The 21,267-nt window shown below is 75.0% G+C and carries 17 protein-coding genes; 8 read left to right on the top strand and 9 right to left on the bottom strand.

Translation table 11 applies throughout. The features are described from left to right. Positions 1-606 precede the first annotated feature (606 nt). The 4 genes from BUE43_RS34385 to BUE43_RS26010 form a co-directional block, all read right to left on the bottom strand. The gene (locus BUE43_RS34385; protein ID WP_073488059.1) at positions 607-1,467 is read right to left on the bottom strand and encodes a hypothetical protein; all 861 of its coding nucleotides are present in this window, start codon (positions 1,465-1,467) and stop codon (positions 607-609) included. Between the two features lie 156 nt (positions 1,468-1,623). Next, positions 1,624-2,706 carry a hypothetical protein gene (locus BUE43_RS26020; RefSeq protein WP_073488057.1) on the bottom strand — a complete coding sequence of 361 codons (1,083 nt, stop codon included), beginning with the start codon at positions 2,704-2,706 and terminating at the stop codon, positions 1,624-1,626. Positions 2,707-2,733: 27 nt separating this feature from the next. Further along, a complete protein-coding gene (locus BUE43_RS26015) occupies positions 2,734-3,471 on the bottom strand; it encodes a PIG-L deacetylase family protein (protein WP_073488055.1) in 738 nt (245 codons plus the stop codon). 443 nt (positions 3,472-3,914) lie between these two features. Then, complete coding sequence (locus BUE43_RS26010; RefSeq protein ID WP_073488053.1) at positions 3,915-4,220, bottom strand: hypothetical protein; 306 nt, start codon at positions 4,218-4,220, stop codon at positions 3,915-3,917. Positions 4,221-4,316: 96 nt separating this feature from the next. Between BUE43_RS26010 and BUE43_RS26005 the strand changes: the two genes are divergently transcribed. The 3 genes from BUE43_RS26005 to BUE43_RS25995 all read left to right on the top strand — a co-directional run bounded on the left by BUE43_RS26005 (position 4,317) and on the right by BUE43_RS25995 (position 7,757). After that, a complete protein-coding gene (locus BUE43_RS26005) occupies positions 4,317-5,450 on the top strand; it encodes an arginase family protein (protein WP_234995923.1) in 1,134 nt (377 codons plus the stop codon). 105 nt (positions 5,451-5,555) lie between these two features. Then, positions 5,556-6,314 carry a 3-hydroxybutyrate dehydrogenase gene (locus tag BUE43_RS26000; protein WP_073488050.1) on the top strand — a complete coding sequence of 253 codons (759 nt, stop codon included), beginning with the start codon at positions 5,556-5,558 and terminating at the stop codon, positions 6,312-6,314. Positions 6,315-6,371: 57 nt separating this feature from the next. Further along, positions 6,372-7,757, top strand: coding sequence for a PucR family transcriptional regulator (locus BUE43_RS25995; protein WP_073488047.1), 1,386 nt, complete (start codon positions 6,372-6,374; stop codon positions 7,755-7,757). Between the two features lie 37 nt (positions 7,758-7,794). Here the strand turns inward: BUE43_RS25995 and BUE43_RS25990 are convergent, their stop codons facing one another. Continuing rightward, positions 7,795-8,106, bottom strand: a complete 312-nt coding sequence (locus tag BUE43_RS25990) for a chorismate mutase (RefSeq protein WP_073488044.1) — start codon at positions 8,104-8,106, stop codon at positions 7,795-7,797. Positions 8,107-8,412: 306 nt separating this feature from the next. After that, on the bottom strand, positions 8,413-9,084 hold the full coding sequence (locus tag BUE43_RS25985; RefSeq protein ID WP_073488041.1) for a DedA family protein: 672 nt from the start codon (positions 9,082-9,084) through the stop codon (positions 8,413-8,415). Between the two features lie 243 nt (positions 9,085-9,327). Here BUE43_RS25985 and pcrA point away from each other — a divergent pair, with 243 nt between their 5' ends. Beyond that, complete coding sequence (gene pcrA / locus BUE43_RS25980) at positions 9,328-11,793, top strand: DNA helicase PcrA (RefSeq protein ID WP_073488038.1); 2,466 nt, start codon at positions 9,328-9,330, stop codon at positions 11,791-11,793. 156 nt (positions 11,794-11,949) lie between these two features. Here pcrA and trxA read toward each other — a convergent pair whose 3' ends face one another. Continuing rightward, a complete protein-coding gene (gene trxA / locus BUE43_RS25975) occupies positions 11,950-12,282 on the bottom strand; it encodes a thioredoxin (RefSeq protein ID WP_073488036.1) in 333 nt (110 codons plus the stop codon). Between the two features lie 319 nt (positions 12,283-12,601). Here trxA and BUE43_RS25970 point away from each other — a divergent pair, with 319 nt between their 5' ends. Further along, positions 12,602-13,354: a thioesterase II family protein gene (locus tag BUE43_RS25970; protein ID WP_073488034.1), complete on the top strand. Its 753-nt coding sequence runs from the start codon at positions 12,602-12,604 to the stop codon at positions 13,352-13,354. A gap of 1,202 nt (positions 13,355-14,556) precedes the next feature. Here the strand turns inward: BUE43_RS25970 and BUE43_RS25965 are convergent. Beyond that, positions 14,557-15,339, bottom strand: a complete 783-nt coding sequence (locus tag BUE43_RS25965) for a M23 family metallopeptidase (protein ID WP_234995922.1) — start codon at positions 15,337-15,339, stop codon at positions 14,557-14,559. A 232-nt stretch (positions 15,340-15,571) separates the two neighbouring features. Beyond that, positions 15,572-16,537 carry an esterase/lipase family protein gene (locus BUE43_RS25960; protein WP_234995921.1) on the bottom strand — a complete coding sequence of 322 codons (966 nt, stop codon included), beginning with the start codon at positions 16,535-16,537 and terminating at the stop codon, positions 15,572-15,574. Between the two features lie 354 nt (positions 16,538-16,891). On the opposite strand from BUE43_RS25960, the gene BUE43_RS25955 reads away from it, so the two are divergent. The 3 genes from BUE43_RS25955 to sucC all read left to right on the top strand — a co-directional run bounded on the left by BUE43_RS25955 (position 16,892) and on the right by sucC (position 21,262). Next, entirely contained in the window at positions 16,892-18,760 is a 1,869-nt protein-coding gene (locus tag BUE43_RS25955) for a hypothetical protein (RefSeq protein ID WP_143174381.1), read from the top strand. A 181-nt stretch (positions 18,761-18,941) separates the two neighbouring features. Beyond that, the gene (locus BUE43_RS25950) at positions 18,942-19,349 is read left to right on the top strand and encodes a coenzyme B12-dependent isobutyryl CoA mutase small subunit (RefSeq protein WP_073488029.1); all 408 of its coding nucleotides are present in this window, start codon (positions 18,942-18,944) and stop codon (positions 19,347-19,349) included. A gap of 746 nt (positions 19,350-20,095) precedes the next feature. Further along, entirely contained in the window at positions 20,096-21,262 is a 1,167-nt protein-coding gene (gene sucC, locus BUE43_RS25945) for an ADP-forming succinate--CoA ligase subunit beta (RefSeq protein WP_073488027.1), read from the top strand. The last annotated feature ends 5 nt before the right edge of the window (positions 21,263-21,267 follow it).

The raw sequence follows: 21,267 nt of genomic DNA, 5'->3' as shown, positions 1-21,267 counted from the left end.
TGCCAGACGACACCCATGGCGCCGCTGCCGATGCGCTGCAGCAACCGGTAGCGTCCGGCGACCAGGCGACCCTCGTCGCTCACCGGCGGCTCCCCGTGAAGGTCACGGCGCTCAGGCCGGCCTCGGCCCCGCCGGGCGCGGGTGGGCCGATCTGAACACCAGTGGAATCGGACTGGGTTCTGTCTCTGTGCTGGGGGTGACGGTGCCCGGAGGTGTTCCGGGGATCCCGTTGCAAGATCCGCAAAACACTCCTCGATCACCCCGTGACGGACAGCACCACCGCACCCAACGATACGGGGGGACGATCCGCCGTCGGACCACCACCCGCCGCGTGGAGCCGGTCGTCGCCAGGCTAGTCCGCCCAGCCAGACATCCAAACATCCGACCGGTTGTCGCGCCCGGTGGTGGTCTTCTCATTTAGTCCCCGACGACGTGCGCGGCGTTAGCGTTGCCTGAGCGTGGTGTGGCGCACGCCGGTGGCCGTCGTCCTCGATCCTGGTTACCCGAAGCCGCTGACAGTTCCAAGGGCGGGAGCGGAAGCGAACCGGGCGTCACCGCTGTTCGGCGCAACGCGCTGGTCCGAAGGGTCTCGTGATGTCTCCCAGGTCACCCCCGCTGCGCCGAGAGCAGTCGGGCGCCGGTGATCCGCGGCGGGTTCGTCTCGCTGACGAACAACAGCTGCCGGACGCGCAGCCAGCCGCCGTCCGCCTGCTGGATCGCCGTCCGCGCCTCCACCGCGCCGTCGAGCCTGGGTGTCGCGTCCTCCAGGCGCACGGCGCGCACGCCGCGCCACGACGTGGCGAAACCCGTCGCGTCGCCCCCGGGCAGACCGGGGTCGAGCAGGGCGAACGCCGCGTTGGGGTCGACGGCCAGCAGGCGGTAGAACTCCCGGACCACCTCCACCCCGGAGCCGAGCCCGCCCGCCGACGGGTCCGTCGTGATCGGCCGGGTCCCCACCCCGGAGGTGGTCGAGGTCGGTCCGCCGACCCGGGTTGGGGTGGGAGTCATGGCCGTGGTCGTCGCCGCGCCGGGGGTCCGGGTCGCCCCGGCCGTGGCCGCCCCCGTCGCGACAGCGGTGTCCCGCCGCCCGGTGAGCCCGCCGTCGAGCACGTCGGGCCGGAGCGCGGCCACCCCGCTGATCTGGCTCGGTGTGCTGGGCGTCGCGGTGGTCGCGCCGCCGTGGGGCGGCGACCCGGTGATCATCGCCGCCGCGGCGACGGCCCCGCACAACACCAGCGCGCCCACCGTGAGGCCGACGATCCTGGCCACCCTGCCCACGCGGCGCGGGCCCTCCTCCTCGTCCTCCTCGGCGGTCGGGGCCGGGCCGAGGAGCTCCTCGACCAGCCGGTCCGCCTCGGCGAGGTGCGGGGGTGGGACGCGCACCGGCCGGGGGTGCTGGCCGATGAGCTCGGCGACGCTGATCGAGCCCGCCCTGGGGTGACGGCGACCGCTCGGCGAAGGGTCCACGGTCCTGCCTCCGTACCGTCTGTGGTCGGCAGAACTCGTATCGTGATCAGCCCTGCGTGCGCCAGGGAGGCGCGCCGGTTCACCCCTCCGAGGCGACGAGCGGTGCGAACGGGTCACCCGCGCGGAGCAACGGCTACCGCTCGCGATGTCCCCGGCTCACCGCTGGGCGCCCCCGAGGAGCTGTTCGCCGCTGATCAGCGGCCGGGACGCGTCGACGAACCGCAGCTCCCGCCGTTCCACGCGGACGGTCCCGTCCCGGCGCTCCACCCGGAGCACGGAGACCGTCACGCCCCGGGCCGGGTCGATCACCATCTCGTCCAGCCGGGTGCCGACCACGTCGCCGAACTGCTGGGCGAGCACGGCGGCCCCGTCGCGGCGCAGGTCGTCGGCGAGCAGGTGGGCGATGCCGTCCACGCCGCCGCCGATGCCGTCGTAGAACTGCACCGTGGCCCGCCGGAGCTTGTCCGGGTCGGCGATGGGGGCCGTGGGACTCGGCGTCGTCGTGGCCTTCGGCGGCCGGGTCCCCCGGGGTGGCTCGGGCGTGCGGGTGGTCGGGCTGGCGGTGGGCAGACCCCTGCCGGCCGGCGGGACGACCTCGTCCGGGCTGGCGGACGTGCTCCCGGTGGTGCTCGGGGCGGGGGAGGCGACCAGGACGACGGCGCCGTCGCCGGGGCGTGCCTCCGGCTCGCTCGGCGCCGGGTCCGGACGGGCCGGCGCCGGTCCGCGCGGGCGGTGGCCGGCGCGGGGGGTGGGGGTGCCCGCCCGGGACTCCGGGAAGCGGAACTCGCTGGGGTAGCCCGGCAGCCCCTCGATCCGGTTCACCCGGCCGGGGCCGGCCAGGACCGAGCCCAGGACCAGCAGCGCCACCGCCACGCCGCCGCCGACCGCGCCGCTGAGCCACGCCGCCCGCCGCCAGCTCCGGGGCGGGGTCACCGAGGCCGGGACCGAGCCCAGGTCGAAGCTCCGCAGCCCGGTCGGCTCGGGCTCGGCGGCCCGGGCGGAGGCGAGGGCGGCCGGGGGATCGGCGCACTCGCGGGAGGCGGCGGGTCGGCCTCCGGGGGGGCGCCGCCGCCCGCCGGGCCGCCGGGCCGCCGGGACGGGGGCGGACGGGTCGGCCGGGGGCGCTTCGGGCCGGCCCCGGACGGGCCGTGATCGGCCGCCGGTCGGGTCGGCCCCGCCCCCCCGCGGTCCCGCAGGGCGTGCGGCCTCGTGCCCGCTGTGCGTGTCGACCTTCCTCACCCCCGTCGATCGGGTGGCTCCACCTCGTTACGCGGTGCTCACCACCTGGAACGTCTCGGCCAACCGGCCCTCCGGCAGTCCGGACCGCCGGGCCGTCTCCGCCAGCCAGCCCCGGATGTCCCCGGCGAGGTCGGGGAGGTGGCCGGTCTGCGACCGGTGCGCGCGGAGCGCGGCGAGCTTCGTCGGGAACACGTCGGTCACGTCCACCACGCGGTTCCGGCGCTCCGGCGGGCCGTCGGCCAGCCACAGCTCGTGCACGACCCACGGCTGGAGGCCCTCGTCGACCAGCAGCTCGGGGTGGGCGTGCGGGTTGCGGGCGTCCGGGTAGACCGCGGCCAGCGCGGCCTCGCCGGCGGCGCGGTGGTCGGGGTGCGACGTGACCAGGAACTCCCAGTTGATCTCGGGCGACCAGGTGAGCACCCGGTGCGGCCGGAAACGTCGGATCACCCGGGTGATGTCGCGCCGCAACTCCAGGGACGGGGTCAGCCGGCCGTCGGGGTGGCCGAGGAAGAGGACCTCCCGCACGCCCACGGTCGCGGCGGCGGCCCGTTGCTCGGCCTCGCGGGTCCTGGCCGTCGTCTCCGGGGGCGTGGTCGGGTCCCCGCTCGCCTCGCCGGAGGTGCAGACGCAGTAGACGACCTCGATGCCGCTCGCGGTCCAGGTCGTGACGGTCCCGGCGGCGCCGAAGTCCACGTCGTCGGGATGGGCGGTGACCACCAGCACGCGCTGCACGTCCCTCGTGGGCTCGTCTAAGGCATCGGTCATTGGCGACAGGGTAGGCCGGTGGTAGGTGCCACTGGAGTGATTCCGGGGCGGGTCGCGCGGCCGGTCGCCGGGAATACCCGGAAGGGCGAACTGGACGCCGAGAGCAGGACGCGACCAGGTGAAGGAGCGCGCCGTGCCGCGCCGACAGATCCCGAACAGCGGGGGAAAGCCCTTCTGCCCGGTGGTCGACCGTTCGTGAATCGTCTTCGACTCCGACATTCGGGAGTCGTCATCCGCGTCCACCGCGAGAGTTCCGACGTGCCGGAAGTCAGGCAGTCAGCGTGCCGAAGAGTCAGCGGGTTGCGGGCGTCTGGTCGTTTTCGTGCGCGGGACTTGTTCGCGGGAGTCGGGGGCGAAAGAGCCGACACGACGATCGCGGCACACGGGAGGAACGCCGTGTGCCGCGATCAGCGTCAGGCTCTGTCAGTTTCCGGTCCGGGGAATCACAGGTTGCGGTGGAAGCGCTCGCGCGTCCCCTCCAACGCCTTCACCGCGCCCACGCCGCCACCGGCGCCGGCGATGATCGCCAGCACGTCGGCGAAGGCGCCGCCGTGGGACAGCGCGAGCGCGAACAACGTGACCACGGTGGTCACCACGGCCAGCGGCCACCTGCCGCGGACGAACTGGGCCACCGGTTCACCGCCGGCCCGCCGCCTCGCGGCGGACCCGAGCATCGCCAGGTATCCGGCGTTGGCCACCGCGGCCAGCAGGCCCAACACCGCTACCACCGTCGCCAGGAAATCCAGCATGGCCCCAGTCTGCCCGCGCCACCGGCGGTCGCGGCATGGGTGAGGACCCCGATATTCCCCTGATTCGGCTGGCCGACCCGCCTACCCTCGGCGGTCGTGAGCCGCACCGTGGACGTGTTCTGGCACGACGCCTGCCTGGCCCACGACCCCGGGGAGGGGCTGTGGGAGCTGCCCGGCCACTGGCCGTGGCTGGACGAGCCGGAGCCGCACCCGGAGAGCGCCGCCCGCCTCCGGACCTTCCGCTCGGTGCTGCGGCGGGGCCCGGTCGCCCCGCACCTGCGCTGGCGCGAGGGCCGGTTAGCCGACCTCGACGAGCTGGCCGCGGTGCACGACCGGGACTACCTGGCGCACGTGCGACGGGCCTGCGGCGGTCCGGAGCGGGTCGCGGTGGACGTGAACACGGTGGTGGGCCCGGGGTCGTGGCCGGCGATCCTGGCCGCGGCCGGCAGCACGCTCGCCGCGGCAGACGCCGTCCTCGACGGCTCGGCGAGCATCGCCTACGCCCTCGTCCGGCCGCCCGGCCACCACGCCCAGCCCGCCACCTCCGACGGCTACTGCCTGGTCAACAACCCGGCGTTGGCGGTGGCCAGGGCGCGCGCCGCCGGCCTGCGGGTGGCGGTCCTGGACTGGGACGTCCACCACGGCAACGGCACGCAGGAGGCGTTCTACGCGGATCCCGACGTGCTCACCGTGTCGATCCACATGCGGCACGGCTCGTGGGGCGCGAACCACCCGCAGACCGGTGCCCCGGACGAACTGGGCGTCGCGGAGGGCGTGGGGCGCAACGTCAACGTCGAGCTGTCGCTGGGCGCCGGCGACGCGGCCTACCTCCGCGCGGTCGACGAGGTCGCCGCTCCGCTGCTGCGCGCGTTCCGGCCCGACTTCCTGGTGTGCGCGTCCGGTTTCGACGCCTCGACGTTCGACCCGAACGGCCGGCACAACGTGACCATGGCGGGCTACCGGGCGTTGGGTGGTCGGGCAGCGGCCCTCGCCGAGGAGCTGACCTCGGGACGCCTGGTCCTCACGCAGGAGGGCGGCTACCTCAGGGGGTACGCGGCGTTGTGCCTGCACGCGCTGGTGGAGGGGCTGGTGGGCGTGTCCGAGCCGCTGATGGCCGACCCGCTGGTCTACCTGCCGGACGAGTCGGCGCTCTGTCCCGAGCGCACCGACGCCGACCTGGCGGCGGTCCGCTCCGCGCTCGCCGGGCACTGGCCGGAGCTCGGTTGGTGACCGGCGGGTGACGCCGCCGGTGGGACGGGGAACCACCGGCCAAAAGCGTGGTGTATGCGGGCGAACCATGGGCTGAGACCTGGCTCACGCATACGTTGTGTCGACATGGAACCGCGCTCCGCAACCCTGGCCGGCCGGCGTGCGCTCGTCACGGGCGGGTCGAGCGGGACCGGCGCCGCCATCGCCCGCCGGCTCGCCGCCGAGGGGGCCGCGGTGCTGGTCGCCGACCGGGACGGCGACGCCGCCGCCCGGGTGGCCGCCGAGATCGACGGCTCGGCCGTCGGCGTCGACCTCGCCGACCCCGACGCCGCCGCCCACCTCGGCATCGGCATCGACATCGTGGTCAACAACGCCGGGACGCAGCACGTCGCGCCCGTGCACACCTACCCGCCGGACACCTTCTCCCTGCTGCTCCGGGTCATGCTGGAGTCGCCGTTCCGGATCGTCCGGTCGGCGTTGCCCGGCATGTACCAGCGGGGCTGGGGCCGGGTGGTCAACATCTCCTCGGTGCACGGGCTGCGCGCCACCCCGTTCAAGGTCGCCTACGTGGCCGCCAAGCACGGGCTGGAGGGGCTGTCCAAGGTCGTCGCCGTGGAGGGCGCGCCGCACGGGGTGACCTCGAACTGCGTCTGCCCCGGCTACACCCGCACCGCCCTGGTGGCCCAGCAGATCGCCGACCAGGCCGTCGCGCACCGCATCCCGCCCGAGCAGGTCCTCGACGACGTGCTGCTGGCCCGCAGCCCGATCAAGCGGCTGGTCGAGCCGGAGGAGGTGGCCGAGCTGGTCACCTGGCTGTGCGGGCCGCACGCCCGCTCGGTCTCCGGGGCGTCGTTCAGCATGGACGGCGGCTGGACCGCCAACTGAGGCCGCCGGACCGCCGCGGGGGCTGACTGCTCGGCCCGGCGTCGCGAGAATGCCCGGGTGACCGAGCCCTCCCCGGGGACCGAACGGGCCGCCCGGCTCCTCCGCGGGCTCCTGGCCGTCCTCGCCGCCGACGGCGACCTGCCGGCGCTGGCGGCCGAGGCGCACGCGGCCGCCGGGCTGCCGCCGGCCGAGCGGGACGCGGTGCGGGAGGCGGTCCGCGACGCGGAACGGGTCCACGGCCGGCTGCACGGCCTGGCCGGGCTCAACGCGCTGCTGCGCGCCCAGCTCGCCTCGGTGGAGCGGGCGGCCGCCGCGCACGACCGGCTCGCCGGGCTCGTGCTCGACGGGGGCGAGGTGACCGAGCTGGCGCACGCCGTCGTCGACGTGCTCGGCGGGGCGGTGGTGATCAGGGACAGCGACGGCGGGCCGATCGCGGTGGTCGGTGAGGCGGCGGGGCTCGACGCGCTGCCGCCGCCGGCGCCGGCCGGGTCGCGGGGGCGGTCCGGCGACCGCGCCTGTCGGGCCGAGCGGTCCGGCGACCACTGGCTCGTGCCGGCGGTCGCGGGCGACGAGGCGCTGGGCGACCTGGTGCTGGTCGGCCGGCCCGACCTGGCCGGGCCGGACCTGAGCATCCTGGAGCGCGCGGGCGTGGTGGCCGCCCTGGTGCTGCTGTTGCTGCGCACCACGGCCGCCGCCGAGGAGCGGGTGCGGGGCGAGCTGTTGTCCGACCTGCTGGCCGAGCCGGAGCGGGAACTCCCGGTGGTGCGGGACCGGGCCCGCCGGCTGGGCGTGAACCTCGACCACGCGCACTGCGTGGTCGTCGCGGAGGCCGAGGTGTCCCGGCAACGGCTGGGGCAGGCCGCCGCCCGCCACGCCCGGCTGCTCGGCGGCCTCGGCGTGCAGCACCGCGGCCGGGCCGTGCTGCTGCTGCCGGGGCGGGACGCCACCGCGCTGGCCCGGCGCTGCTCGTGGTCGTTGTCCACGGCGCTGCGCCGGCCGGTCACCGCGGGCGCGGCCGGCCCGGTGCGGGGGCCGTCGGCCGTCCCGTCCGCCCACCAGGAGGCCGAGCGGTGCCTGCGCGGGCTCGTCGCGCTGGGCAGGGCCGGGGAGGCGGCCTCGGCCGGCGAGCTGGGGTTCGTCGGCCTCCTGCTCGCCGACCGGGCCGATCCCGGCGGGTTCGTCCGCGCCACCCTCGGCGCGGTGCTGGACCACGACGCCGCCCGGGGCACCGAGCTGGTGCGCACGCTCCGGGCCTACTTCGCGGCCGGGCGCAGCCCGGGACGGGCGAAGAAGTCGCTGAACGTGCACGTCAACACGGTGGTGCAGCGCCTGGAGCGGATCACCGCGCTGCTCGGGCCCGACTGGCGCCGGCCGGACCGGCTGCTGCAGGTCGAGCTGGCCGTGCGGCTGCTCGACCTGCTGCCCGAGTCGTCGGACCGCTGACCGGGAGCGCCGGTCCGGCCGGTCCGGGCCGGACCGGTCAGTGGCCGAGTCGTCCCCGGCCCAGCCGGAGCAGGATCAGCGCGAGCTCCCGGCCCTCGGCGCCCAGCTCCCGGTAGCGGGCCAGCACGTCCATCTCCCGGTTGTAGACGATGCGCGGTCCGCCGGCCGCCATCCGGGCCGCGCCGATCGTTTTGGACACCTCGCTGCGGCGTTGGACGAGCCGCAGGATCTCGGCGTCCAGGTGGTCGATCTCGTGCCGCAGCGCGTCGATGTCGGGGGCGCCGGTCCTGCCGTCGGGGCCGGTCGCGGTGGCGCTCCCGGCCGCGCTGTCACCGAGCGTGGCGTTCATGGGTCTCCTCCGGCTGGTGCTTGGGGAACCCGGACCGGGAAGCGACGACGCCCCCGGGTCCGTGGACTCCAGGGGCGTCGTGGTGGCTTCGTCTGCGCCTACGCGACCACGGGCACCGGAGTCCGGCACCCGTAGTAAAAGTCGAAAACGCGCTGCGGCACGCGGCAAGTCTGCCACAGCCGGCTTCGGCCGGTCGAGGCGCGGGCCCGGCGTGTCCCACCGGTCAGGACGGCTGGGCCGCCGCCGTCCGCCACCCGGGCCACCTCCCGACCGCCGGCGGGACGAGCCCTGACCGACCCCTGCCCCTCACGCCCTGGCGGGGAGGTCCGCGGCCGCCGCCCGCTCGGGCGCCCGGTCGCCGGCGGGCGCGTCGAGCCCGGCCCGCTGGATCGCGCGGCTGAGCGTCGCGCCGGCCAGCACCATCCCGACCAGGCCGATCCCGGTCGCCACGTACCAGCTCCCGGCGAGCTCGCCCGCCTGCCGGGCGGCCACGCCCAACGCCGCCCACACCCCGGCCCACACGGCCGAGCCGACGGCGGCCAGGTGCAGGAAGCGCCGCGGCTGCATCCGGGCCGCGCCGGCCAGCACCGGCGCCAGGGTGTGCCCCACCGCCACGAACCGCACCGCGATCATGGTCAGCGGGGTGGCCCCGCGCACCACCGCCTCGGCCCTGGCCCACCGGCGCTCGCCCAGCCGACGGCCGAGCCAGCCGTGCCGCACCCAGTCGCCGGACGCGCGCCCGAGCAGGTAACCGCCGAGCTGGCCGAGCACTGAACCCAGCGCCGCGGCCGCCAGCACCAGCGGGTACCACTCCACGCCCGCCGCGCCCGCCGCGGCGACCACCACGAGCTCGCCGGGCACCAACGAGCCCAGCAGCAGTGTCGCCTCGACCACGCAGACGGCGGTGAGCAGCAGCACCATGACCGGGACGGACAACGTCGTCGGGTCCGGGATCAGGTCGGTGAGCGCGGTCGGCATCGGGTCCCTCGCGGGTCGACGGGCAGGACCTCTCCACCGTCGCGCCGGAGACGTCCCGCCAGATCAGGGAAGACCCCGCGATCGACCCTGAACGACGGCGGCCCGACCACCAGGGACCGCCCCCGGGGCCGCACGCGTCGCCCCCGCCGATGCGCCCACCGGAAGCCCCTCGCCACCCGTGGGCGCTCCGCCGGGTCATGCCTCGGGCGGCGGAGCGGCGCGCGCGGGTACCGTGAGGCAACGATGAGCACCCTCTTCGACCTCCCGGAGCCCACCTCCCCGCTGGGTGCTGGTGGCCAGCAGGACCGCTCGGCCCGGCCCACCGCGGCGCCCGTGGCCCGCCCCCACCACCAGGACCCCGACGCGTTGCTCGACGGGCTGAACCAGCAGCAGCGCGAGGCGGTGCTCCACGCGGGCTCGCCGCTGCTCATCGTCGCCGGCGCGGGCTCGGGCAAGACCAGGGTGCTGGCGCACCGCATCGCCCACCTGCTCGCGGCCAGGGGCGTGCACCCCGGCCAGATCATGGCCATCACGTTCACCAACAAGGCGGCGGCCGAGATGCGGGAACGCGTCTCCGCCCTGGTCGGCGCGCGGGCCAACGCCATGTGGGTGTCGACGTTCCACTCCATGTGCGTGCGGGTGCTGCGCCGCGAGGCCAAGCACCTGGGCCTGACCTCGAACTTCTCGATCTACGACGCGGACGACTCGCGCCGGCTCATCACCATCGTGGCCCGCGAGCTGGACCTCGACCCCAAGCGCTACCCGGCGCGCACGCTGGCCGTGCACGTGTCGAACCTGAAGAACGAGCTGGTCGACCCGGACACCGCCGCCGCGAGGGCCGCGAACGACCTGGAGCGCCGGGTCGCCGAGGTCTACGCGGGCTACCAGCGGCGGCTGGGGCTGGCCAACGCGCTCGACTTCGACGACCTGATCATGCGGACGGTCGAGCTCCTCCAGGTGTTCCCCGAGGTCGCGGAGTACTACCGCCGCCGCTTCCGGCACGTGCTGGTCGACGAGTACCAGGACACCAACCACGCGCAGTACGTGCTGGTGCGGGAACTGGTCGGCGGGGCGGGCGACGACGGGGGCGCCGCGCCCGCGGTGCCGCCGGCCGAGCTGTGCGTCGTCGGCGACGCGGACCAGTCGATCTACGCCTTCCGCGGCGCCACCATCCGCAACATCGTCGAGTTCGAGCGGGACTTCCCCGACGCCCGCACGGTGCTGCTGGAGCAGAACTACCGCTCCACCCAGACCATCCTCAACGCGGCCAACGCGGTCATCGCCCGCAACCCGGACCGCCGCGACAAGCGGCTGTGGACCGACCTGGGCGAGGGGGACCGGATCGTCGGCTACGTCGCCGACAACGAGCACGACGAGGCGGCGTTCGTGGCCGGCGAGATCGACCGGCTGGTCGACTCCGGCGACGCCCGCGCCTGCGACATCGCGGTCTTCTACCGCACCAACAACCAGTCCCGCGTGTTCGAGGAGGTGTTCATCCGGCTCGGCCTGCCCTACCGCGTGGTCGGCGGGGTGCGCTTCTACGAGCGGCGCGAGGTGCGCGACGCGCTCGCCTACCTGCGGGTGCTGGACAACCCGGACGACACCGTCAGCCTGCGGCGCGTCCTCAACGTGCCCAAGCGCGGCATCGGCGACCGGGCCGAGGCCTGCGTGGCCACCCACGCCGAGCGGGAGCGGATCTCCTTCGCCGCCGCGCTGCGGGACGCCGCGGCCGGCCGGGTCGCGTTGCTGAACCCCCGCTCGCAGAAGGCGATCGCCGGCTTCGTCGACCTGCTCGACGAGCTGCGGTCCCTGGTGCTGGCCGGGCAGGACGTCGCCGAGGTGCTGGAGGCCGTGCTCGAGCGCACCGGCTACCGGGCCGAGCTGGAGACCAGCGACGACCCGCAGGACGGCACCCGGCTGGACAACCTCAACGAGCTGATCACCGTCGCCCGCGAGTTCACCGAGGACCAGGCGGCGGCGCCGGTCGTGGCCGAGGTCGACGCCGAGGTCGACGAGGACGACGAGGCCGCGGCTGGCCTGCCCGAGCCGGGGTCGCTCTCGGCGTTCCTGGAGCGGGTGTCGCTGGTCGCGGACTCCGACTCGGTGCCGGAGGACGAGGACGGCGTGGTCACGCTGATGACCCTGCACACCGCCAAGGGCCTGGAGTTCCCGGTGGTGTTCTGCACCGGCTGGGAGGACGGCGTCTTCCCGCACATGCGGGCGCTGGGCGAGCCGGCCGAGCTGGCGGAGGAGCGGCGGCTGGCCTACGTCGGCATCACCAGGGCCCGGCAGCGGCTGTACCTGTCCCGGGCGATGGTGCGCTCGGCGTGGGGCCAGCCCTCGACCAACCCGGCGTCCCGGTTCCTCGACGAGATCCCCGGCGACCTGCTGGAGTGGCGTCGCGTGGAGCCCGAGCGGTCCGGCCCGGCGGCCGCCACCCGCTGGGGGCGCCGGGCGAGCACCGGCGAGGACTCGGCGCAGGCCGGGATCGCCGCCAGGGGCATGCGCTCCACGCCGTTCCAGGGCTGGCAGCAGACCCCGGCGCTGAGCCTGGAGGTCGGCGACCGGGTCAGCCACGACAAGTACGGCCTGGGCACGGTCGTGGCCACCGACGGCAGCGGGCCCAGGGCCACCGCCACGATCGACTTCGGCTCGGCGGGCACCGTCCGGCTGATGCTCATCGGCGGGGTGCCGATGGTCAAGCTCTGACGCGCCGGCGCCGGGCGGCCGGTTGAGCGGCGGCTGACGCGACGGGGCCCGTGGCGGACGGCAGTCCGCCACGGGCCCCGTGGTCTGAGCGTGGTCTGGCGCGGTTTCCGGTCAGTCACCCCGAGGGGTGCTCCGGAGCCGGCGCCAGCCGAGCTGTCAGATGAACTCCTGCAGGTCGGAGAGCAGCGCGGCCTTCGGCTTCGCGCCCACGATCGTCTTCACGGCCTTGCCACCCCGGAAGACCATCATGGTCGGCACCGACATGATCTGCAGGTCCCGCGCGATCTGCGGGTTCTGGTCGATGTCCAGCTTGGCGATGGTCAGCTTGTCCTTGTACTCGGCGGCGATCTCCTCGAGCACCGGCGCCACCATCCTGCACGGACCGCACCAGGTCGCCCAGAAGTCGACCAGAACCGGCTTGTCGCTCTGCAGGACGTCCTCGACGAACGACTTGTCGGTCACGGTCACGGTCGCGGTGTTGGAGGTCATGCTCTCTCCTCTGCGGGTGCTGGGCGTCTGTGCGGGAGCTCGGGCGGCGCCCGGTGGCCGGCCACTGGCCACGGCGCTCCGCGTGCCGGTGCGGTGCGCCACCTCCGAACATCCCGGATGTCCGTCTCCGCCCGCGCCGCCCGGGTGGGCCGGCGCAGACACGTCAACCGATCGTAGGTGGACGTTGTTCCCCATCCGACCGCCGACGTGAGCGGGCCAACGGCACGGGCCCGCGGCGAAACTGTCGGAGTCACCGCCCGCCCACAGGTGATGACCTAGTGTCGCCGTCGTCCGTCCGCGACTTCCCGGAGGTGTCCGCGTGAGCTCCGCCGCCGCCCATCACCTGTGGTTCCGCCGCCACACCACGTCGGCCGCGCCGGCCCGCCGCCTGGTGTGCTTCCCGCACGCGGGCGGCGCGGCGAGCGCCTTCCGGGGCTGGGCCCGGTTGCTGCCGCCGGAGGTCGAGCTGCTGGCGGTGCGCTATCCCGGCCGCGAGGACCGGTTGGGCGAGCCGTGCCTGGTGCGGATGGAGTCGCTCGCCGACGCCGTCGTGGCGGCGTTGCCGCCGCTGCTGGACCGGCCGCTGGCGTTCTTCGGGCACAGCATGGGGGCCTCGCTGGCCCACGAGGTCGCCACCCGGCTGGAGCGCCGGCACGGGGTGGTCCTGGACCTGCTGGTCGTCTCCGCCCGGCAGGCCCCGCACCGGCTCGACCCGGACGACCTGCACACCCGGCCGGACGCGGAGCTGGTGGCCGAGCTGCGGGCGCTCGACCCCGAGCGCTCGGCCGTGCTGGACGACCCCGACCTGCGCGACCTGGTCCTGCCGGCGATCCGGGCCGACTACGAGGTCGTCGGCACCTACCTGCCGAGGGAGGTCGAGCCGGTGCGCAGCCCGGTGGTCGGTTACACCGGCGAGGACGACCCGAGGGTGACGGCCGAGGAGATGGCCGAGTGGGCCGAGGTCACCACGGCGGGTTTCGCCGGGCGGGTCTTCCCTGGCGGCCACTTCTACCTCACCGGCCAGGAGCGGGCCGTCGTCGCGGACGTGGTCGACCGGTGGGCCGCGGTCTGAGCGGACCCCGAGGGCCGGCGGCCGGCGTCCCACCCACGGAGACCGGCCGGACGCCGTGCCGGGCCGCCCTGCCCGGAGGAACGGGGCGGGGGCCGTGTCGCCGGCCCGGTGGGAGGGCGCCGGGGCGCGCCGGGCACGAGCAGCACCCGCACCGACCAGGCCCCGGCGATCAGCTGTCGTCGACCCGGCTCACGGCGTCCATCGCCCCCGGGAGTACCCCGTTCGGGAGACGGCCCACTGCAACCGCCAGTAGACGACGGACTTGGCCGGCCGCCGCCGGCTGGCGCGGTGCGCGCCTCGCCGGGTGGGCGCGGGGGCCGGCTGCGGCCCCGCCGCGATGACCAGAAGGAATCCCACGAGTAGCAGGACCAAGCCGCCGGTCGCCAGAGCGCCCAACCTGATTCTCCTCACTGCCTCGCACGTCGGGCCGCCAGCGGCGGCCGACCGCTGGTGGTGACCAGAAGTAGCGGGTCGGACGCTAGACGTAGCGACTGTGGTTGCGGTAGTGCGTCCCGCCCGCACTACGCCACGGGGGGACAAGTTCCCCCTACCGAGGGAAGTGGCAAGGGCGCGGCAACCACGCAGTGCTGAAGGAAGTGGCGCTGGAGTTCACCGCTGAGGGTGATGTTTGCGGCGCTAGTCCCCGTGTAGGTGGTGGTCGGACACGCCTCGTGGCCGCGCGGCAGATTTTGTCAGGGGTGCCCGGTTTGATCACCCGAGGCGGACGCCACCGCCTCGGGCGTCGCTGGGGGTGAGGCCCGGGGAGCGCATCCGCTGACCAGTTCGAGGTTGACCGGGGGCGACGGGCGAGAGCGAGGTGGCGGGGGACGAACGACGGCGAGGACGACGACCGGACGGCCGTGCCGTTCGGGAGCGGGTGGCCCAGGCGCGCTGTGCCCAGGGGGAACGGTGCGGCACGCCTGGGCCCTACCCGGACCGAACCCACGCGCTGGCGAGCCCTACCTGACGAACCGCGCTGACGAACTTTGACGAACGCCGACGAACACTGCCCCGCCTGCCGGTGCTGGGCCGAACGGGGTGTTTCGGGGCGCGTTCGGACGTTCCCGGGGACAGCCGTGTTTGGGGCGGCGGCGACGCGGGGAACGGGTTCGGGTGAGCGCGCCGGCGCGGGGCCGGTACGGGGAGAACGGTGCGGGGAGAACGGTGCGGGGGGTTGCGGGGAGTTGGGTGCGAAGGGCGCCTCAGCCGAGGGCGATGCCGCGCTCGGCGAGCCAGGGAACGGGGTTGATCTTCTGGTTGCCGGCGTTCCACACCTCGAAGTGCAGGTGCGGGCCGGTGGAGAAGCCCCGGTTGCCCATCGTGGCGATCTGCTGCCCGGCGGCCACCTTCTGCCCCTCGCGGACCAGGGTGCGGTCCACGTGGCCGTAGACGGTGATCGTGCCGTCGGTGTGCTGCACCCGGACCCACAGGCCGAAACCGCTGGCCGGGCCGGAGCTGATGACCACGCCCTCGGCGACGGAATAGATCGGCGTGCCGACGCGGTTGGCGATGTCGACACCCCAGTGGAAGGTGCCCCACCGACCGCCGTAACCGGAGGTGAACGTGCCCTCGGCGGGCTTGACGAACAGCGGCTTGCGGGCCTCGGCCTCGCGGGCCGCCCGCTCCGCCTGGATGCGTCCGCTCTTGCCGAGCTTCTGCACCTCCACGGAGGGGTCGCCGGTCTTGGCGACCGGGAGCACCTCGGGCGCGGGGGCCGAGCCGCCCATGCCCATCGCGGCGGCGGCGTCCCTGCCGTTCGCCAGCGGCGTCACACCGTCGGTGGCGGTGTTCGCCGAGGCGTCGAGGGTCTGGCCGGCCGCGACGAACGCGCCGGCCGCGACCGCGGCGATCGCGACGCGCCCACGCAGCGCGGACGGCGGCGGGGGGAGGCGGTGTGCGCCCCGGGTTCGGGGCGCCGTCTCGCGCAGCGCCTCATCGAGAGCCGGGGTAGGTCCTTCGCCGCCGGGGGAGCGGTGTCGAGCCAAGGCCTGCCCTTCCGTCTTCGGGGAGTCCGGTCGGGACGGCCGGGCGGGGGATCCCGGGGCGTTGGTCGGGGTAACCAACTCCATGTCCACGTTGTGACCAGACTGTGACAACGGACCGGGGGACAGTAACCAAGGTCAACCCTGGAGGGCAAACCCCTCCGGACGGCATCTGCCGAACGGGCGGCGATCTCACCACGTCATGGGCCGGTGCTGACGGAAAGTAATTGGTTGATCACAGGTCCATGCACGTGCCTGCCGGCTGGCCATCCCGTGGGGATTCGGCCGATCGAGTGAGGGCGGTCACGACAACGGCCACGGCCCGTGCTGCCATGGGCAGGGACAGGTGCCCGACATCACACACCCGGTGGACCTCCACCGTCAGATCCGGGTGGGTCAGCCGCGCGCTCTCCCTGGGCAGGACCACCTGGTCCAGATCGCTCCAGACGGCCACGAAGCGTGTTCGGCAGCCCGGCGCGGGCTCGGCCAGCTCGGCGAGCAACGGGGAGCCGGGGCGCAGCTGGCGGGCCAGGCGCGTGGGCAGGAGGTGTGCGGTCAGCGTGCCCGCGTGCGGTGCGCCCAGGGTGACGAGGGTGTCGACGTGGCGGTCGCCGTCGAGCCGCTGGACGTAGTACCGCGCGATGAGGCCCCCGAGCGAGTGCCCCACGACGTCGACCCGGTCGCTGCCGGTGGCCAGCCTGACCTGGTCGACCTGCTCGCCGAGCGCGCGGGCGGCCTGGCGGACGTCGCCGTTGACCGCGGTGAGGACGCCGTAGTTGACGGCGTGGACGACGGCGAACCCGCGACGGCGCAGCGCGGGGGCGAGCACGGTGAAGGCGGACCGGTTGTCCACGATGCCGTGCACCAGGACGACGGGACGCGCCGGCTCCGCTCCCGCGGCGAGCGCGGTGACGAACTGGCCGCGTCGCCAGGGCGGGAGGTCGTCGGTGCGGTAGTGCCGCAGGTGCTCCCCGGGTTCGAGCGCGGCCTCCCGGGCTCCCCAGGGGTAGAGGAGTGCCCGGGCGGCCAGCCAGGCGGCCTCGACCGTCAGTCCTCGGAGGGTGCTCGGCCGGGTGAGGGTGCGCGCGGCGTCGCCCGCGTGCCGCGTCGCGGCGTCAACCAGGTAGGTGAGCAGCCGACTACCCCGCGTCGCGTGGTCGGCTAACGCGGACTCGCCGGTCGTTCGCACGATCTTCCCCACTCGAATGAAGATAAGTGACCTGCGCTACACCTGGTCGGGGGAGTTGCCGGACTGTGTCGACATCGGGGCGCTCCCGGTGCTCGGGCCACCGGGGGTTTCCACGGGGGAGATGCCCACCGTCCCGCCAGGTGATTCCCACCCGATCGGGTTACTAGTAGGCGGCCGGTCGGCGGTCGAGCCGGTGCGTCGGACCGCCCAGAACGCCCGCGCGATCGACGTCCCCGCGTCCGTGACGCCGTCTCCGCGGGCCGCCGAACCGACCCGGAGCGGGGCGGCGAGCCCCGGACCAGCGGGAGCGAGCAAGATCACCAGTCCGCTCGGCCGGGCCCCGGCGTGCTTGCTAGCGTCGCCCCGATGACCTCGCGGCGCAGCAACCAGGGCAGTTCCCCGGGCCCCGCCCCCGGCGAGCGTCGGATTCCCGGTCCCGCGCGGGGAATCCCCAGACCGCAGACCCGCCGTCAGCGGGACGGACGCCGGCACTCGGGAGTCCCCGCGCGACCGGCGTCCGGGCACCACGACATCCGGGACGTGCCGGTGGACGAGGAGTCGCTCGTCGCCCTCCGGCCCGTCATCGCGGTCGCGGCGCTCGGCGCCGTGCTGTCCGCCCTCGCTCCGGTCGTCGGCGTCGTCGCGGGCCTCTCCCCCGGCTTTCTCTCCTGGCCGTGGTTGGCCGTGCTCCACCTGCTCCCGCCGGTGGTCGCCGCGTGGCTCGCCGCCAGGAGGCGCCCCCTGGTCGCGGCGGGCGTGCTCGCGGCGAACGCGGTGCTCGTGCCCGGCCGACTCCTCGTCGACGCGCAGATCGCGGTGGACGCCACGAGGACGGCGCGCCCGGAGCTGTTCGTGCCGACGAGCCTCGTGCCGCCGGGCGTCGGCGCGGGGTGGTTCCTGCTGCTCGCCGGCGACGTCGCGGTCGGCGTGGCCGGCCTGCTCGCGTTCCGGCTCGCCGCCCGCTCGGTCGGGTCGCGCGCCGAGGGCGCCGGCCGCCGCCACGGCCTGCTCACGCTCGCCCTCTGCGCCGCCGCCGCCGCCGCCCTCGGGCTCGCCACCAGCCCGTTCGCCTCGGACAACGCCTTCCTGTGGCCGCAGGCCGTCGTCGACGCCCCGGTCTGGGCGCTGCTCGGCGGTCTGCTCGTCGTGCTCGCGGTCCCGCTCACCACGGCCCTGGCGGCGGGGGCCGGTGAGCCCGACGCCGCCCAGGGCGGTCTGGTGGGGGTGGCCCTCGGGGTCGGCGCCGTCGCCGCGCCGCCCCTGCTCGCCGCGCTCGCCATGCCGGCGGTGCACCTCCGGGCCGGCCCGGTGCTCGCGCTCCTGGCGTCGGCGTCACTCGTCGCGGTGGCCGGCGCCGCCGGACGCGGCGGGGCGGACGGCCGGCGGGCACCCGCCACCGAGCTGGCGCTCCCGGCCGCCGCGCGGCTGCACGTGATCGCCGGCGGCCTCGGGCTGGCCGCCGGGCTCGTGGCGTTGGTGAGCCCGCTGCTCCCGCAGCTCTCGTTGCCCGGTGGCCTTCCGGAACCGGCCAACGACGCCGCGCGCCCGCTGGCGCCGGCCGGAGCGCTGGTCGCCGCCCTCGGCGCGGCGTTGCTGGCCCGGTCCGCGGCGGCGACGACGCGCCCGGCGCTGGCCGTCGCCTGGGTGGCGGTCCCGATGACGGCCGTCTCGGTGCTGGGCGGCGTGCTGACCGCGACCGACCTGCCGGGCGTGCGGGCGGGCGCCGGGGCGTGGACGGCGGGGCTGGCCGCCCTGCTCGCCCTGGCCTCGGGCTGCTGCGCCGCGCTCGCCGGAGGCGTGGAGCGGGACGAGGTCGACCTCACCGCGCTGACCGTCCACCGGCCGCTGGTGGTCGTCGGCGGATTGGCCGCCGTGGCCGCCCTCGGCGCCTTCGGCCTCCCGCTGACCGACGCCCCCGCCTACGCGGCTCCCGGGGTGTGGACGCAGTTCCGCACCGCGTCCTGGGGCCTGCTGGCCGGCATGCTCGCGGTGCTCGTCGCCTCGGCCGTCGCGGTCAGGAGCCGACCCCTCCGGTCGGCGGCCCTGCTGCTGGGCGCGGCCGGCCTGGTCGGCGTGCGCCTGCTGGAGTACCCGCTCGGCGCGGGGCGGGTCGGCGACGCCGGCCCCGGTCTCGGCTTCTGGTGCGCGGTGGCGTGCCTCGTGTTGCTCCTGACGGGCGCGGTCTCGGCGAGGAGTGGCGCACGACGCTCCCCGCGACGCGGTGTGACGCGTTAGTCTCCGCCTCGCGGGGTGGTTAGCGATCGTTCGCACGGCGGGCGGCGCGCGCGGCTCCGCGCGACTCACCCGGTCACCGCGGCCGGGCACCATTGTGGGACGGAATGGGCGTTGGCGTGACCTGCTCGCTGGTCCATCGGTGCGGGGACCTGGGCGTGGGTCGAGCCGTGGGAGGGTTGCCATGAGCGGTCGGATCCGTGTCGTCGTGGCCAAGCCGGGGCTGGACGGCCACGACCGGGGCGCCAAGGTGGTGGCCAGGGCGTTGCGGGACGCCGGTATGGAGGTCATCTACACCGGGCTGCACCAGACCCCGGAGCAGGTGGTGGAGACCGCCCTGCAGGAGGACGCGGACGCGGTCGGCCTGTCGGTGCTCTCCGGCGCGCACATGACGTTGTTCGCCAGGGTGGTCGAGCTGCTGGCGGAGAAGGGCGCGGAGGACGTCGTGGTGTTCGGCGGCGGGATCATCCCGGACGACGACATCCCGAAGCTGGCGAGCCTGGGCGTGGCCAAGGTCTTCACGCCGGGCGCGCCGACGCACGAGATCGTGGACTGGGTGCGCACCCACGTCGGCCAGCCCGCCGGCGCTTGAGGCAGTTCCAGCCCGCCGGCGCTTGAGGCGATGTCAGCCCTCTGGCGTCCGGGCGGACTCAGCCCGCCGGTGCTCGGGCCGAAGGCCTCGTCATCGGCTGGGCCACAGCGGGTCTCTGCCACCGGTCGCGGCGGCGGCTCGTCGTGCCGGGCGTTCGGATCCGGACGGTTCCGGTGATTCCGACGTGACCCGGTTCGGCTCTTCCGGCCGCGTCCTCCGAGCGGGACGCGAAAGCGCGCCGACGCATGCCTGAGACCGGACCCGGGGGCGGTCAGCCACGGGCGGAGACCGGTGGGCTCCGCGGCTCCCGCCAGCACGGGCTCCGCAGCGAGCACTGAGTGTCACGCGACCGGTCCGACCAGGGGAAACACCCGGCGGGCCCGGTGCCCCGGCGGTACCGTGCGGAGGGGCCCGCGCCAGGTGTCATCGCTCACGGTGACAGACCTCACCGGGCATGAAGGCCCTACCGTCCACACAGGTCGATAGGGTCTGCGCTGGCCGCATCCGGCGGGCCTCCGCCAGGGTGCATCCGGCGCGTCAGGTGGCCGCCTGGCCCGGCGGTGGACCGCCGCGGGTGCACCCCGCGCGGACCGCCGCGCCGCCAGGCGCCACCCGGCGCGCCGGGTTCTTCCAGCCGGCCGACGTGCGTGGCAGTTCCGGACTGCCGGCACGCGCGGCGACGGGAGCCCGCCGGACAAGACCCCCGGACACGGCCGAGTCCGACACCGACGTCGCAGGAGACTCGAGTGGACCTGTACGAGTACCAGGCGAAGGACCTCTTCGCCCGCTACGGCGTCCCGGTGCTGCCGGGCACCGTGGCCACCACCGCCGACGAGGCCCGTGCCGCTGCCGAGGAACTCGGCACCACGGTCGTGGTCAAGGCCCAGGTGAAGACCGGGGGCCGCGGCAAGGCCGGCGGCGTGAAGCTGGCCAAGACCCCGGACGAGACCCGCGCCAGGGCCGAGGACATCCTCGGCCTGGACATCAAGGGTCACACCGTCCACAAGGTGCTGATCACCCCGGCGTCCGACATCGCGGAGGAGTACTACTTCTCCTTCCTGCTCGACCGCGCCAACCGGAACTTCCTGGCCATGGCCTCGGTCGAGGGCGGCATGGACATCGAGGAGGTGGCGGCCACCAAGCCCGAGGCGCTGGCCAAGGTCGCCATCGACCCGATCGCCGGCGTGGACCTCGCCAAGGCGCGTGAGATCGTCGCCGCCGCGAAGTTCCCGGCCGAGGTCGCCGAGCAGGTGGCCGACGTGATCGTGAAGCTGTGGGAGACCTTCGTCCGCGAGGACGCGACCCTGGTCGAGGTCAACCCGCTGGTGCGCGACCCGCAGGGCAAGATCCTCGCCCTGGACGGCAAGGTCACGCTGGACGACAACGCCTCGTTCCGGCACGCCGACCACGCCGAGCTGGTGGACGTCGCCGCGGAGAACCCGCTGGAGGCCGAGGCCAAGGCCAAGGGCCTCAACTACGTCAAGCTCGAGGGCCAGGTCGGCATCATCGGCAACGGCGCCGGCCTCGTCATGTCCACGCTGGACGTGGTGGCCTACGCCGGCGAGGAGTTCGGCGGCGTCAAGCCGGCCAACTTCCTCGACATCGGCGGCGGCGCGTCGGCCGAGGTCATGGCCAACGGCCTGCACATCATCCTGAACGACGCGGACGTGCGCTCGGTGTTCGTCAACGTCTTCGGCGGCATCACCGCGTGCGACCAGGTCGCCAAGGGCATCGTGCAGGCGCTGGAGATCCTGGGCGACGACGCCACCAAGCCGCTGGTCGTCCGCCTGGACGGCAACAACGTCGACGAGGGTCGGCGGATCCTGGCCGAGGCCAACCACCCGCTGGTGACCCTGGTGGACACGATGGACGGCGCGGCCCGCAAGGCCGCCGAGCTCGCCGCGGCGAACTGAGGAGC

The organism is Streptoalloteichus hindustanus, assembly GCF_900129375.1.
Lineage (GTDB): Bacteria > Actinomycetota > Actinomycetes > Mycobacteriales > Pseudonocardiaceae > Streptoalloteichus > Streptoalloteichus hindustanus.
This window is presented reverse-complemented; position numbering and strand designations above follow the sequence as displayed.

Excerpts from the sequence above, each read along its gene's own strand:
- BUE43_RS25985 (WP_073488041.1), bottom strand. The coding sequence starts at position 9,084 with ATGCCGACCGCGCTCACCGACCTGATCCCGGACCCGACGACGTTGTCC.
- BUE43_RS26000 (WP_073488050.1), top strand. The coding sequence starts at position 5,556 with ATGGAACCGCGCTCCGCAACCCTGGCCGGCCGGCGTGCGCTCGTCACG.
- BUE43_RS25955 (WP_143174381.1), top strand. The coding sequence starts at position 16,892 with ATGACCTCGCGGCGCAGCAACCAGGGCAGTTCCCCGGGCCCCGCCCCC.
- BUE43_RS25990 (WP_073488044.1), bottom strand. The coding sequence starts at position 8,106 with ATGAACGCCACGCTCGGTGACAGCGCGGCCGGGAGCGCCACCGCGACC.
- BUE43_RS26015 (WP_073488055.1), bottom strand. The coding sequence starts at position 3,471 with ATGACCGATGCCTTAGACGAGCCCACGAGGGACGTGCAGCGCGTGCTG.
- BUE43_RS26010 (WP_073488053.1), bottom strand. The coding sequence starts at position 4,220 with ATGCTGGATTTCCTGGCGACGGTGGTAGCGGTGTTGGGCCTGCTGGCC.
- BUE43_RS25950 (WP_073488029.1), top strand. The coding sequence starts at position 18,942 with ATGAGCGGTCGGATCCGTGTCGTCGTGGCCAAGCCGGGGCTGGACGGC.
- pcrA (WP_073488038.1), top strand. The coding sequence starts at position 9,328 with ATGAGCACCCTCTTCGACCTCCCGGAGCCCACCTCCCCGCTGGGTGCT.
- trxA (WP_073488036.1), bottom strand. The coding sequence starts at position 12,282 with ATGACCTCCAACACCGCGACCGTGACCGTGACCGACAAGTCGTTCGTC.